Source organism: Corynebacterium sp. AOP40-9SA-29, from assembly GCF_052377405.1.
In the GTDB taxonomy this organism is placed as follows: domain Bacteria; phylum Actinomycetota; class Actinomycetes; order Mycobacteriales; family Mycobacteriaceae; genus Corynebacterium.
The window spans coordinates 36,149-48,635 of the sequence record NZ_JBQSWR010000013.1 but is presented as its reverse complement, the minus strand read 5'-3'; the positions used below and the strand labels follow the sequence as shown (position 1 = coordinate 48,635).

Genomic DNA, 12,487 nt, shown 5'->3' with positions numbered 1-12,487 from the left:
GAAGTGAAGGTGTGTGGTTGGAGCAGTCGCTAGTCGACTTCTCCGACCACACACTTTTTTTATGCAGTTTTTCGGACACGGTCCCATCCACGGCCTCTCAACCCCGGTTGGACTCCGTGGCCACCTGACCTAGAATCGGTCAGGAATCACATCACCAGGAAGAGGTAGTCAGATGAGCGAGTCCTCCGGCGGCAGCGGTTACCGCGGCAACGGTCGTGGCGGCCAAGGAAACCGGCAGGGCCAGGGTGGCCGTGGAGGCTACGGCTCAGGCCGCGACGGATCCCGCGGCAACGACCGCGGCGGCTACCGCGGTCGTGACAACGACAATCGTGGTGAGCGTCGTGACGATCGGGGTGGCTACCGCGGTCGCGACAACGACAACCGTGGTGAGCGTCGTGACGATCGGGGCGGTTACCGCGGTCGCAACAACGACAACCGCGGGGAGCGCCGCGACAGCCGCGGCGGCCAGGGTGGCGGCGATCGCCGTTACGGCTCCCGTCCCAACCGTGGTGGGCAGAACCAGGGTGACGACCGTCGCCGCGACCGTCATAACGGCCCTATGCGTTCGGGCTACCGCGAGGAGCGTATTTCCCAGCGCAACCAGGAACCCGAGATCCCTTCGGATGTCAGCCCGAAGGAACTCGACCCCGGTATCCGCCAGGAGCTGCGCAGCCTGTCGAAGGACAACGCGGACCAGGTTGCTGGCCACCTCGTCATGGCAGCGGCCCTGATGGACAAGGACCCCGAGCAGGCTCTCGCCCACGCACGCGCCGCCAAGGACCGCGGCGGTCGTGTCCCGATCACCCGCGAGACCCTCGGTATCGCCGCCTACCACGCCGGTAACTGGAAGGAGGCGCTGACCGAACTGCGCGCCTCCCGCCGTATGGCCGGTGGTCCCGGCCTCCTCGCCGTCATGGCCGACTGTGAGCGTGGCCTCGGCCACCCGGACAAGGCCGTCGAACTCGGACGCAGCCCGGAAGCCGGCGAACTCGACCCCGAGGGTCGCGCCGAGCTGGCCATCGTCGTCTCTGGTGCCCAGCACGACCTGGGTGATCTCGACGCCGCCCTGGCCGCCCTGCAGCCGGAGTCGGAGTCCACTGACCTCCCTGCCGTGACGGCCCTGCGCGTGACCTACGCCTACGCCGACGCGCTCCTTGCTACCGGCGACACCGCTGGTGCACGCGAGTGGTTCGAGCGTGCCGTGGAAATGGATACCGAGAACGTCCTCGACTCCGAGGACCGCCTCCGCGAGCTCGGGAAAGCCTGAGCCATGGCGGGACTGCAGCTCCTGGACGACTACGACGTCCTGCTCGCCGACCTCGACGGCACCGTCTTCCGTGGCGGGGAGCCCGTCGAGGGTGCCCACGAGGCGCTCGATGGTCGGCAGGTCGTGTACATCACCAACAACGCCTCCCGGTCGCCCGTGCAGGTCGCCGATCACTTGAACTCCCTTGGCTTTTCCGCCGAAGCGTCCCAGGTGCTCACTTCTGCGCAGGCCGGCTGTGCGTTGGCCAATGACATCCTCAGTGAGCAGGGTGTGCCGCTCGAGGGACGTCGGGCCTACGTCGTGGGGGCGGAATCCTTCCGCGGTCTCGCCCGGGACGCCGGCTTCACCGTCGTCGACAGTGCTGACGGCGCCGATGGTGAGGAAGGTGCACCCCACGTCGTCCTGCACGGCCACAGTCCCGACAACGGTTGGCCGACGCTTTCCGAGGCAGCACTGTGCATTCAGCGTGGTGCGATTTACGTCGCCTCGAACATGGACACCACCCTGCCGTCGGAACGCGGTTTCCTCGTCGGCAATGGTTCCCTGGTTGCGGCTGTGGTCAGTGCCACCGGTGTGACCCCGCGCAGCGCAGGCAAGCCGCTGCCGGAGATGTTCCGGCGCGCCGTGGCGGAGTCCGGTGCCACCCGTCCGCTGGCAGTCGGCGATCGGCTCGACACCGACATCGCCGGCGGCAACGCTGCCGGCCTCGACAGCCTCTGCGTGCTCACCGGTGTGGCCACCCACACCGAGCTGCTGGGCACGTCCTACCGTCCTACGTTCATTGCCGCGAACCTGCGCGACCACCTCGACGGCTGGTCCGCCGAGGCGGTCGCCGAGGGTGACGGGGTGCAGGTCATCGTGCACGCGGGCGAGACCGGCGACGTTGAGGTTATGGCCGCTGAGGCCGTTGCCGTCGCCGCGCCGGTGGTGTGGGCGGAGCTCGACGCCGGACGCGACCTGCAGGACATCGCGGTCGTCGCCGCCGATGGTGACCACGCTGCAGCGTCCTCCCTGGAGGCGTGGCGGTGAACCCCGGCGACCTGGCGAAGCAGACCCCGACCCCCGGTACCGGCATCTTCGACGCCGACACCCTCGTTGCCGAAGTCGATGCCCTGTTGGCGTCCGACGCCGAGGGTACCGAGGAGGCGGGGCTGCTCGAACAGGCGCACCGACTGATCAACGACGCCCTGGAGGGCCGCTGAGCATGCCGAAGGCGAACAAGGGCCGGCGTCTCCAACGACTGGACGCAGAACTGGTCAAGCGCAAGGACGCCCGTTCCCGCGAGCACGCCCGCGAGATGATCCTCGCCGGTCGCGTCAGCGTCAACGGGATGCGCGCCTCCAAGCCGGCCACCGGTGTCGACGGGGACGTCTCCATCCGCGTCACCGAGAGCGACGACGACCGGTGGGCGTCCCGCGGGGCGCATAAGCTCCTCGGCGCGCTCGCCGCCTTCGAGGCCGACGGCCTCGATTTTGGCGGACGCCGCGTGCTCGACGCCGGAGCGTCCACCGGCGGTTTCAGCGACGTTTGCCTGCAGCGCGGTGCCGCCGAGGTGCTCGCCGTGGACGTCGGCTACGGCCAGCTGATCTGGCGGCTGCAGAACGACGATCGCGTCACCGTGATGGACCGCACCAACGTGCGCACCCTCACCCCGGAACAGCTCGGCGGACCGGCGGACGCCATGGTCGGCGACCTGTCGTTCATCTCCATCGACCTCGTGCTTCCGGCGTTGGCCAACTGCATCGCCGACGGCGGCGACCTGCTGCCGATGGTCAAGCCGCAGTTCGAGGTCGGACGCCAGCGGCTCGGGCACGGGGGAGTGGTGCGTGACCCGGCCCTTCGCGCTGAGGTGACCCTGGATGTGGCACGGGCGGCACGTCGACACGGACTCTCCACACGCGCCGTCGTCGCCTCACCGTTGCCCGGTCCCAGCGGAAACGTGGAATACTTTCTCTGGTTGGTGAAAGATGGTGGTGTGAGCGCCCCCGATGACGAGGAACTGACCACCATGGTCGACAAGGCAGTGAAGGAGGGTCCCCAGTGACCGACGACGCCCCCCGCGTCCGCGAGGTGCTCCTGGTCGCGCATACCGGAGCGGCCGATAAACTTTCCATGGCTGCCGCGGCCGCCCAACGGCTCTCCGACGGCGGGCTGACCGTGCGGGTGATGTCCACCGGCGACCCCGCACCCGTGGCCCGCCACGAGATCCTCGGCCGTTTCCCGCGCTACGGGCACACCACTGAGGCCGCCCGTGGGGTGGACCTCGTGCTCGTGCTGGGTGGGGATGGCACATTCCTGCGCGCCGCGGACATCGCCCATGCGCAGGACGTGCCCGTGCTGGGCGTGAACATGGGCCATATCGGCTTCCTCGCCGAGTGGGAGCAGGAGTCGCTGGAGGAGGCCCTGGACCGGGTCATCGCCGGTGACTACCGCATCGAGAACCGGATGACCCTGTCGATCACCGCCCGTGACATCGACGGTCGTGTGCTCGGCACCGGCTGGGCCCTCAACGAGTGCTCGGTGGAGAACCTGAACCGCCAGGGCGTGCTGGACACGATCCTGGAGGTCGACCAACGCCCGGTGAGCTCCTTTGGCTGCGACGGTGTGTTGGTCTCCACCCCGACCGGGTCGACGGCCTATGCCTTCTCCGCCGGCGGGCCGATCCTGTGGCCCGAGCTGGCGTCGATCCTGGTGGTGCCGTCGAACGCACACACCCTCTTCGCCCGCCCGCTGGTGGTCAGCCCCGACTCCACGGTGGCGGTGGAAACCAACCCGCACACCTCGCCGGCGACGGCGGTGATGGACGGTTTCCGTCAGATCCATATGCCCCCGGGCGCGCGCGTGGAAATCCGCCGCGGCCCGCAGGACGTGCGCTGGGTGCGTCTGGACACCGAACCGTTCACCGACCGACTCGTCCAGAAGTTCCGCCTCCCGGTGACCGGGTGGCGCGGACCGCGCAGGTGACGGGATGCTGAGGGAACTCCAGATCAGGAACCTGGGTGTCATCGAGGAGGCCGTCGCCGAGTTCACCGACGGCTTCACCGTGGTCACCGGCGAGACCGGTGCGGGAAAGACGATGGTCGTCACCGGCCTGAAGCTGCTCTCCGGCTCACGGGCGGATAGCCAGCGCGTGCGCGCCGGCACTGACCGCGCCACCGTCGACGGGATTTTCCATACCGGTGAGGACACTGCCAACTCTCGGTCCGCCGCAGCGCTGGTCGACGAGGTCGGCGGCTATGTGGAGGACGGTGAGGTCGTGGCCTCCCGCTCGGTGAGCTCCTCTGGGCGCTCGCGTGCCCACCTGGCCGGACGCACCGTCGCCGCCGGGGTGCTCGCCGACTTCGCCTCCCGCCTGCTGACCATCCACGGCCAGTCCGATCAGCTCCAGCTGCTCGACCCGACCCGGCAGTTGCGCAACCTCGACCGTTTCGCCGGCCTCGACGAGGACCGGCGTGCCTACCGACGTCTGCGGCGCGAGTGGGCGACATTGGCCCGTGACCTCAACGAGCGCACCGAGAAGCGCCGCGACCTCGCCCTGGAGGCGGAGACGTTGCGTCGCTCCCTCGACGAGATCGACGGCCTGGACCCGCAGCCCGGTGAGGACGATGAACTCAAGGCGATGATCAGCCGGCTGCAGGACGCCGACGAGGTGCGCGACGCCGCCCTGGCCGCCCTGGCCGCGATCGACGGCGGAGACCCCGACGCCGCAGCAGAGGACACCGCGGCGGTGGACTCCGTCTCTGCCGCGGCCACCGCACTGGCCGGGCGTGCGGAGGCCGAACCCCGCTTCGGCGACCTCGCCGCACGCCTCAACGCACTAGTCACGGACCTGGCCGATATCTCCGGGGAGATCGGGGCGACCCTGGCGGACATCCCGGCACCGGAGAGTCTCGAGGGACTGCTGGCACGCCAGCAGGACCTGCGCGAACTGCGTAAGTACGCCTCCGATATCGACGGTGTGCTGGCGTGGCGGAACAAGGCCCATGACCGCTTGTCGTCCATCGATGTCTCCGGCGACGCCCTGGAGGACCTGCGCGGACGGGTAGGCGCAGCCGAGTCGGCGATGCTGGAGGCGGCGGGGGCGCTGTCGGCGGCCCGCACCGCGGCGGCCGACCGCTTTGCCGGTGCCGTCAGCGACGAGATCGCCGGGCTGCAGATGTCGTCCTCGCTGCGGGTGGACGTGCGCACCGCAGGTGCCGGCACGGCCGGAAAAACAGGCACGGCCGGCCCCGCTGACTGCGGCCCCGACGGCATCGATGAGGTCGAGTTCCTGCTGGTGCAGGGCGGTAAGCCGAACTCGCTGGCCGCCACGGCGTCCGGCGGTGAGCTCTCCCGCGTGATGCTCGCCCTGGAGGTCGTGCTGGCGGGCACGGGCCGCACCATGGTCTTTGACGAGGTCGACTCGGGCGTCGGCGGACGTGCCGCGGTCGAGATCGGCCGGCGTCTCGCCCGCCTCGCCGTGGATAACCAGGTCATCGTGGTGACCCACCTGCCGCAGGTGGCGGCATTCGCCGATGCACACGTGCACGTCGCCAAGGCGTCCGACGACGAGTCTGTGCGCTCCAGCGTGCATACGCTGAGCTCGGCCGAGCGCGTCGAGGAACTCTCCCGCATGCTCGCCGGGTTGGAGTCCGACACCGGGCGCGCCCACGCCGAGGAACTCCTGGAGACCGCCCGCGAAGCGAAGGTGGAGATCGGCGGGCGGTGATTACACGGCGCGTCTCGGCGCGCCTACCCCGTACGCGCGGGGGCAACCGTCACAATGGTCCCCATGATCTTCTCCCGTACTGACACCCCCGGCATCCACGGCCACACCCGGGACTGCACCGGGACGAGCGTCACCGGAAAGTTGTCCGAGGGCGACATCGTCATCGTCGACCAGCCCGACACCGGCCGTGCGCTCGCCCAGAAGTTCATCGATGCCAAGGTCGCCGCGGTGGTCAACACCGCGTCGTTCTCCACGGGCAACGTGCCGAACTTCGGGCCGCAGATGATGCTGGACGCCGGCATCGTCCTGGTCGACAACGCCGACCCCACGCTCACCGACCGTCTGAAGAACGGTCGCAAGGGCCGGCTGCACGAGGGCAAGATCCTCTACGGTGACCGGTCGATCGGCAAGGGTGAGGTCCTCGACGAGGACACCGCGGTGACCCGCTTCGACGAGGCGCGGGAGACCCTCGCCGACCACATGGAGGCATTCACCGGCAATACCGCCGAGTTCGTCCGCACCGAGGCACCGTTGTTCATCGACGGACTGGGCGTGCCCGAGGTCGGCGTGGACATGGACGACCGCAAGGTGCTGGTCGTCAGCCCGGACCCGGACATTGATGAGAAGCTGAAGTCCTTGCGGTACTTCATCCGCGAGTACGAGCCCGTGGTCGTGGCGGTCGATGGGGCAGCGGACACCTTGCTCAAGCACGGGTACCGTCCACGCGTGATCGTCGGCGATCCGGAGCTGATCAGCAATGACGCGCTGAACTGCGGTGCCACGATCGTGCTGCCGGCCGAACCGGACGGCCACGCCGCGGGCCTGGAGCGCATCCAGGACCTGGGCGTGGGCGCGATGACCTTCCCGGCGGCGACCTCGGACTCCACCGACCTGGCGCTGCTGCTCGCCGACTACCACGGTGCGTCGATGGTCGTGACCCTGGGCCCGGTGCTGGACCTGGACCGTATCTTCGACACCGCGCAGTCCCCGGACACGCCCTCGGCAATGCTGTCGCGTCTGCGCGTCGGCGGCCGGTTGGTCGACTCCTCGGCTGTCGCCGAGCTCTACCGGGTCTCGCGGAGCGGCGGTGGCTGGTGGTGGGCTCTCGTCGGCGTGCTTCTGGCGGTGGTGGTCATCGTGCTGATCGCCGGCTTCAGCGGCTCCGGCAACTTCGCCGATAACCTCGTCGATACGTGGAACAACATCGCCCTGCGCTTCCAGGACCTGTTCTGATGGGCGCGGGGAAGACGACGGGAGTCGTCGCGCTCGGCGTGGCGGTAGGTACCGCCCTGGGCTTCTACGTCCTGGCGCCGAACGTGGAGGGCGGCCCGGCCGCCGCCGACTCCGAGACGCGCGCCGAACTCAGCGCCGAGTCTGACCGCGCCGACCTGGCGACCGCCGAGGGCGATGCGTCCGACGAGGTGCTCTCCGGTCTCGCCGCCGATGCCGTCGGCGATGATCTCGCTGACCGCTCTGTGTTGGTCCTCGCCACCGCCGACGCCGACGAGGCGGCGGTGGACGACGTCCGCGCGCTCATCGGCGAGGCCGGCGGGGAGGACGCCGGCACGCTGCGGCTCGATGCGTCCTTCACCTCCCCGGATTCCGGCGATGAGCTCAAGTCCCTGGCGGCAGGCAGCCTGCCGGCCGGGGCATCGTTGTCGGAGGACCGCCTGGACCCCGGCTACCACGTCGGTGAACTGCTGGGGCAGACATTGGGTTCCGGACGCGACGCGGCCAGCGAATCCGATCGCGCGGTGGTCCTCGGCGCCCTCGGCAATGCCGGATTCTTCGCCGACGGGCAGGACGACCTGTCCTCGGCCGACGCGGTCGTCGTCGTCACCGGCGGGGCCTCCGAAGGCGATGGGGACGGCAACTACTCGACCCGGTTCGTCGCGGACATGGCCACCGCGCTGGACGCCACGACCGGCGGCACGGTACTCGCCGGCGAGCACGGTTCCGCCGCCCGCGACGGGGCTGTCGGGCTTCTTCGCGCCGACTCCGACGCCACCGAAAACGTCTCCACCGTGGACAATGTGACCACCACCGCCGGACGCATCACCGTGGTCCGCGCGCTCGCCGGACAGCTCGACGGCGACGCCGGCGCCTACGGCTCGGCGTCCAACGCCGCCTCCGCAACGGTGGAGTAGTGGTGGAGTAGTGGTGTGGCGGCCGATCTCTGTTAGGCTGAAGCCCCGTAGGTTTTATCAGTTCCAACCACGGGAGTCGATGTGTCTCAGGGCCGCAGCGAGCAGCACACCAAGTTTATTTTTGTCACCGGCGGCGTCGTCTCGTCGCTCGGTAAGGGCCTGACCGCCGCCAGCCTGGGGCAGCTGCTGGTTGCCCGTGGCCTGAAGGTCACGATGCAGAAGCTGGATCCGTACCTCAACGTTGATCCCGGCACCATGAACCCCTTCGAGCACGGTGAAGTCTTCGTCACCGACGACGGGGCCGAGACCGACCTGGACCTGGGCCACTACGAGCGCTTCCTGGATCGCAGCCTCACCCAGAACGCCAACGTCACCACCGGCAAGGTCTACTCCACGGTGATCGCCAAGGAGCGTCGCGGCGAGTTCCTCGGCAAGACCGTGCAGGTCATCCCGCACATCACCGATGAGATCAAGTCCCGCATCCTCGCCCAGGCGCTGCCGGACGCCGACGGGGTCCGTCCGGACGTGGTGATCTCCGAGATCGGCGGCACCGTCGGCGACATCGAGTCCCAGCCCTTCCTCGAGGCCGCCCGTCAGGTGCGCCACGAGGTCGGCCGGGAGAACATCTTCTTCATCCACGTCTCCCTGGTGCCCTACCTGGCACCCTCGGGCGAGCTGAAGACCAAGCCGACCCAGCACTCCGTGGCGGAGCTGCGCAGCATCGGCATCATCCCGGACTCCATCGTCCTGCGCTGCGACCGTGAGGTCCCGGAGGGCCTGAAGTCGAAGATCGCCCTGATGACCGACGTCGACGAGGAGGGCGTGGTGTCCTGCGCGGATGCCGCCTCGATCTACGACATCCCGCGGGTGCTCTACCGCGAGCACCTCGACTCCTTCCTCATCCGCAAGCTCAACCTGCCGTTCCGCGACGTGGACTGGACCGTGTGGGGCGGGCTGCTCGACCGGGTGCACTCCCCGAAGGGCGAGGTGACCGTGGGCCTGGTCGGCAAGTACATCGACCTGCCGGACGCCTACCTCTCCGTCGCCGAGGCCATCCGCGCCGGCGCGTTCGGCGAGCAGGTCAAGGCGAAGGTGCGCTGGGTCGCCGCCGACGAGTGCGCCACCCCGGAAGGTGCGGCGAGCGCGTTGAAGGGCTGCGACGCGGTGGTCGTGCCCGGCGGCTTCGGCATCCGCGGCATCGAGGGCAAGATCGGCGCGATCACGCACTGCCGTGAGAACCTGGTGCCGATGCTGGGCATCTGCCTGGGCCTGCAGTGCACCGTCATCGAAGCCGCGCGTCACGCCGGCATCGAGGACGCCTCGTCCACCGAGTTCGATGAGAACACCCCCTCACCGGTGATCTCCACGATGGCCGAGCAGCAGGCCGCGGTTTCCGGTCAGGCCGACCTGGGCGGAACGATGCGACTGGGTGCCTACCCCGCGGTGCTGGAGGACGGCTCCGTGGTGGCCGATGCCTACGGTGAGACCGAGGTCTCGGAGCGTCACCGTCACCGCTACGAGGTCAACAACCGTTACCGCGAGCAGATCGCGGAGAACTCCGACCTCGTGTTCTCCGGCACCTCGCCGGACGGCACCCTCGTCGAGTTCGTCGAGTACCCGACCTCCGTGCACCCCTACCTCGTCGCCACGCAGGCGCACCCCGAGTACAAGTCGCGTCCGACGCGTCCGCACCCGCTGTTCAGCGGCCTGGTGCGCGCCGCAGTGGCGCAGCAGGGCAAGTAGGACGCGAGACGCAGGGGAACCAAAGGAGACCTCGTGGAGTACCGCACACTGTCCAGCGAGCTCCTGGTGGACGCTCCCATCGTGGCCCTGCGTCGCGACCGAATCACCACGGCCACCGGTGAGGCGGATCGTGAGGTCGTCGAGCACTTCGGTGCTGCCGCCGTCGTGGCGCTGCGCGATTCCCCGTCCGATTCGTTGCAGCCCGGACGTCCCGAGGTGATGCTGGTGCGCCAGTACCGCCGCCCGGTGGACCGCTACCTGTGGGAGTTGCCCGCGGGCCTGTTGGACATGGCGGGGGAGGATCCACTGAGTACGGCGCGTCGTGAACTCGCCGAGGAGGCGGGGCTGTCGGCAGCGAGTTGGCACCTGCTTGGCGATGTGATCGCGTCACCGGGGATCAGCGAGGAGATGTGTCGCATCTTTCTCGCCGAGGACGTTCACCCGCTGACCGCGGAGGATGCCGCGGAGCTGGAAGAAGCCACCGGCGAGGAGGCGGATATGACCTCCCGCTGGACCCCGGTGGACGAGGCGGTGGACATGGTCCGCCGCGGCGAGATCGTAAACGCCACGGCCGTCGCTGGTCTGCTGCATCTGCATGCCGGCACCCGCCGGGACGTCTCCGAACCCTTCGACCACCACTCCGCTCTGGCTGAACGGCGTCAGGGGGGACTGACGCCCGGGACGGACATGAAGCATGTGCGCTGACGCTGCGGCTGATGCTTCGGCCGACGCCGACCGGCGTCGCGTCCGCGCGTGGATGCGGCACCTGCGCAGCGAGCGAGGCCGCAGTCCGAACACCCTCGACAACTATGGTCGCGACATCGACCGCTACCTCGGGTGGCTGGCGGATGCGGGCCTGGACATGACGACGGTTGCTACCGCGGACATCGAACGCTTCATCGTCGACCTGCGGACCGGTTGCGCCGCGACGGGCGGGCGGGCCTTGGCACAGTCCTCGGTTGCGCGGGTGCTCAGCGCGGTCCGTGGGCTCCACAGGTTCACCGCCGCTGAGACTGGTTTGCCGGACGTCGTGGCCGAGGTGCCCCTGGCACCGGGGCGCAGGGATCTGCCGAAGGCGTTGACTACCGGGCAGGTGCTCCGGCTGATCGAGGCGTGCCCGGAGGGCGAGGCCGCCGGACCGCTGAATCTGCGCGACCGGGCGCTGGTCGAGCTGTTGTACTCCACCGGCGCACGTATCAGTGAAGCCACAGCCCTTGACCTTGATGACGTCGACCGCAACGACGGTCTGGTGCGCGTGCGGGGCAAGGGCGGGAAAGATCGTATTCTCCCGGTTGGTGGGCCGGCCCTGTCGGCGTTGGACGCCTACCTCACCCGGGCGCGTCCGCAATTGGCGCAACGCAGCCGGCACGGCGCGGACGCCGCAGCCCTCTTGCTCACCGCCCGCGGTGGGCGTCTGACCAGGCAGTCCGGGTACAAGATCATCTCCGGCGCTGCCGAGCGTGCCGGCCTCGGAGAGATCTCGCCGCACAGTCTCCGGCATAGTTTCGCCACCCATCTGCTCACCGGCGGGGCGGACGTGAGGGTGGTCCAGGAATTGCTCGGGCACTCGAGTGTGTCGACTACGCAGATCTACACGAAGGTGACCCCTGACTTGCTACGGGAATCCTGGGCGGAGTCGCATCCGCGTGCGTGATAATCTGAACCGTGTGATTTGTTCATCGTGGTGGCGTGATGTGGCACCCTCGGAACCACCGAGGGATAACGACACCGAATCAAGGAAGGGAGCTTGACGAGATGGCTCGTTCATCAGAAGGCCTGTTCGACAAGCCCCAGGTCGGTCTCACCGGACGCCCGCTGCGCGAAATCCCGCGCCCCGCGGCGCTAGACCGGCACGGCCCGGCGACCGTCATCGCGATGTGCAACCAGAAGGGCGGCGTGGGCAAGACCACGTCGACGATCAACATGGGTGCCGCGCTGGCGTCCTACGGGCGGCGCGTCCTGCTCGTCGATCTGGATCCGCAGGGTGCGCTCTCGGCGGGGCTGGGCATCGACCACGAAGAGCTCGACGTGACGATCTATAACCTGCTGGTGGACAACACCGCCACGATCCACGAGGCGCTGCACTCCAGCCCGGTGGAGGGCCTGGACGTGGTCCCGGCGAACATCGACCTGTCCGCCGCGGAGATCCAGCTCGTCAACGAGGTCGGCCGCGAACAGGCCCTGGCACGTGCTCTGCATCCGGTGATGAACGACTACGACTACGTGATCGTGGACTGCCAGCCGTCGCTCGGACTGCTCACCGTTAACGCGCTGAGCTGTGCCGACAGCGTGATCATCCCGATGGAGTGCGAGTACTTCTCGCTGCGCGGCCTGGCGCTGCTCACCGACACCGTGGAGAAGGTCCGCGACCGCCTGAACTTCCGGCTCGAGGTCACTGGCATCCTGGTGACCATGTTCGACCGGCGTACCAACCACTCCCGTGAGGTCATGGAGCGTGTCGTCGAGGTCTTCGGCGACAAGGTCTTCGACACCGTGATTACCCGGACCGTGCGCTTCCCGGAGACTTCGGTGGCAGGGGAGCCGATCACCTCCTGGGCCCCGTCCTCCGACGGTGCCCACCAGTACCTTGACCTCGCGGCCGAGGTCGTCGAAAGGACCTGA

Annotated in this window: 12 protein-coding genes; all 12 read left to right on the top strand. The window is 68.8% G+C overall.

What is annotated here, in order from left to right; genetic code table 11:
- The first annotated feature begins 172 nt into the window (after positions 1 to 172).
- The 12 genes from ACT3SZ_RS15785 (at position 173) to ACT3SZ_RS15730 (ending at position 12,487) form a co-directional block, all read left to right on the top strand.
- Positions 173 to 1,267, top strand: coding sequence for a hypothetical protein (locus tag ACT3SZ_RS15785; RefSeq protein WP_444620243.1), 1,095 nt, complete (start codon positions 173 to 175; stop codon positions 1,265 to 1,267).
- Between the two features lie 3 nt (positions 1,268 to 1,270).
- The gene (locus tag ACT3SZ_RS15780) at positions 1,271 to 2,296 is read left to right on the top strand and encodes an HAD-IIA family hydrolase (protein ID WP_444620241.1); all 1,026 of its coding nucleotides are present in this window, start codon (positions 1,271 to 1,273) and stop codon (positions 2,294 to 2,296) included.
- Positions 2,287 to 2,469 carry a hypothetical protein gene (locus ACT3SZ_RS15775; protein WP_444620239.1) on the top strand — a complete coding sequence of 61 codons (183 nt, stop codon included), beginning with the start codon at positions 2,287 to 2,289 and terminating at the stop codon, positions 2,467 to 2,469. Before ACT3SZ_RS15780 ends, ACT3SZ_RS15775 begins: the two co-directional genes overlap by 10 nt.
- A gap of 2 nt (positions 2,470 to 2,471) precedes the next feature.
- Positions 2,472 to 3,311, top strand: coding sequence for a TlyA family RNA methyltransferase (locus tag ACT3SZ_RS15770; RefSeq protein ID WP_444620237.1), 840 nt, complete (start codon positions 2,472 to 2,474; stop codon positions 3,309 to 3,311).
- Entirely contained in the window at positions 3,308 to 4,231 is a 924-nt protein-coding gene (locus ACT3SZ_RS15765) for an NAD kinase (protein WP_444620235.1), read from the top strand. Before ACT3SZ_RS15770 ends, ACT3SZ_RS15765 begins: the two co-directional genes overlap by 4 nt.
- A 4-nt stretch (positions 4,232 to 4,235) precedes the next feature.
- The gene (gene recN / locus ACT3SZ_RS15760; protein WP_444620233.1) at positions 4,236 to 5,975 is read left to right on the top strand and encodes a DNA repair protein RecN; all 1,740 of its coding nucleotides are present in this window, start codon (positions 4,236 to 4,238) and stop codon (positions 5,973 to 5,975) included.
- 54 nt (positions 5,976 to 6,029) lie between these two features.
- Positions 6,030 to 7,208: a putative cytokinetic ring protein SteA gene (steA, locus tag ACT3SZ_RS15755; protein ID WP_444620231.1), complete on the top strand. Its 1,179-nt coding sequence runs from the start codon at positions 6,030 to 6,032 to the stop codon at positions 7,206 to 7,208.
- Entirely contained in the window at positions 7,208 to 8,122 is a 915-nt protein-coding gene (locus ACT3SZ_RS15750) for a copper transporter (protein ID WP_444620229.1), read from the top strand. Before steA ends, ACT3SZ_RS15750 begins: the two co-directional genes overlap by 1 nt.
- Before the next feature lie 81 nt (positions 8,123 to 8,203).
- Positions 8,204 to 9,865: a CTP synthase gene (locus ACT3SZ_RS15745; protein ID WP_444620227.1), complete on the top strand. Its 1,662-nt coding sequence runs from the start codon at positions 8,204 to 8,206 to the stop codon at positions 9,863 to 9,865.
- Between the two features lie 33 nt (positions 9,866 to 9,898).
- Positions 9,899 to 10,570, top strand: a complete 672-nt coding sequence (locus ACT3SZ_RS15740; protein WP_444620225.1) for an NUDIX domain-containing protein — start codon at positions 9,899 to 9,901, stop codon at positions 10,568 to 10,570.
- Positions 10,560 to 11,519: a site-specific tyrosine recombinase XerD gene (locus ACT3SZ_RS15735; protein ID WP_444620223.1), complete on the top strand. Its 960-nt coding sequence runs from the start codon at positions 10,560 to 10,562 to the stop codon at positions 11,517 to 11,519. The genes ACT3SZ_RS15740 and ACT3SZ_RS15735 overlap by 11 nt, the downstream gene beginning before the upstream one ends.
- 101 nt (positions 11,520 to 11,620) lie before the next feature.
- Positions 11,621 to 12,487 (top strand): ParA family protein, encoded by an 867-nt coding sequence (locus tag ACT3SZ_RS15730; RefSeq protein WP_444620221.1) that lies wholly within the window; start codon positions 11,621 to 11,623, stop codon positions 12,485 to 12,487.

Bases quoted from the DNA above. Each gene is read 5' to 3' on its own strand.
- ACT3SZ_RS15770 (WP_444620237.1), top strand. From the start codon at position 2,472: ATGCCGAAGGCGAACAAGGGCCGGCGTCTCCAACGACTGGACGCAGAA.
- recN (WP_444620233.1), top strand. From the start codon at position 4,236: ATGCTGAGGGAACTCCAGATCAGGAACCTGGGTGTCATCGAGGAGGCC.
- ACT3SZ_RS15785 (WP_444620243.1), top strand. From the start codon at position 173: ATGAGCGAGTCCTCCGGCGGCAGCGGTTACCGCGGCAACGGTCGTGGC.
- steA (WP_444620231.1), top strand. From the start codon at position 6,030: ATGGTCCCCATGATCTTCTCCCGTACTGACACCCCCGGCATCCACGGC.
- ACT3SZ_RS15735 (WP_444620223.1), top strand. From the start codon at position 10,560: ATGTGCGCTGACGCTGCGGCTGATGCTTCGGCCGACGCCGACCGGCGT.
- ACT3SZ_RS15730 (WP_444620221.1), top strand. From the start codon at position 11,621: ATGGCTCGTTCATCAGAAGGCCTGTTCGACAAGCCCCAGGTCGGTCTC.
- ACT3SZ_RS15750 (WP_444620229.1), top strand. From the start codon at position 7,208: ATGGGCGCGGGGAAGACGACGGGAGTCGTCGCGCTCGGCGTGGCGGTA.
- ACT3SZ_RS15780 (WP_444620241.1), top strand. From the start codon at position 1,271: ATGGCGGGACTGCAGCTCCTGGACGACTACGACGTCCTGCTCGCCGAC.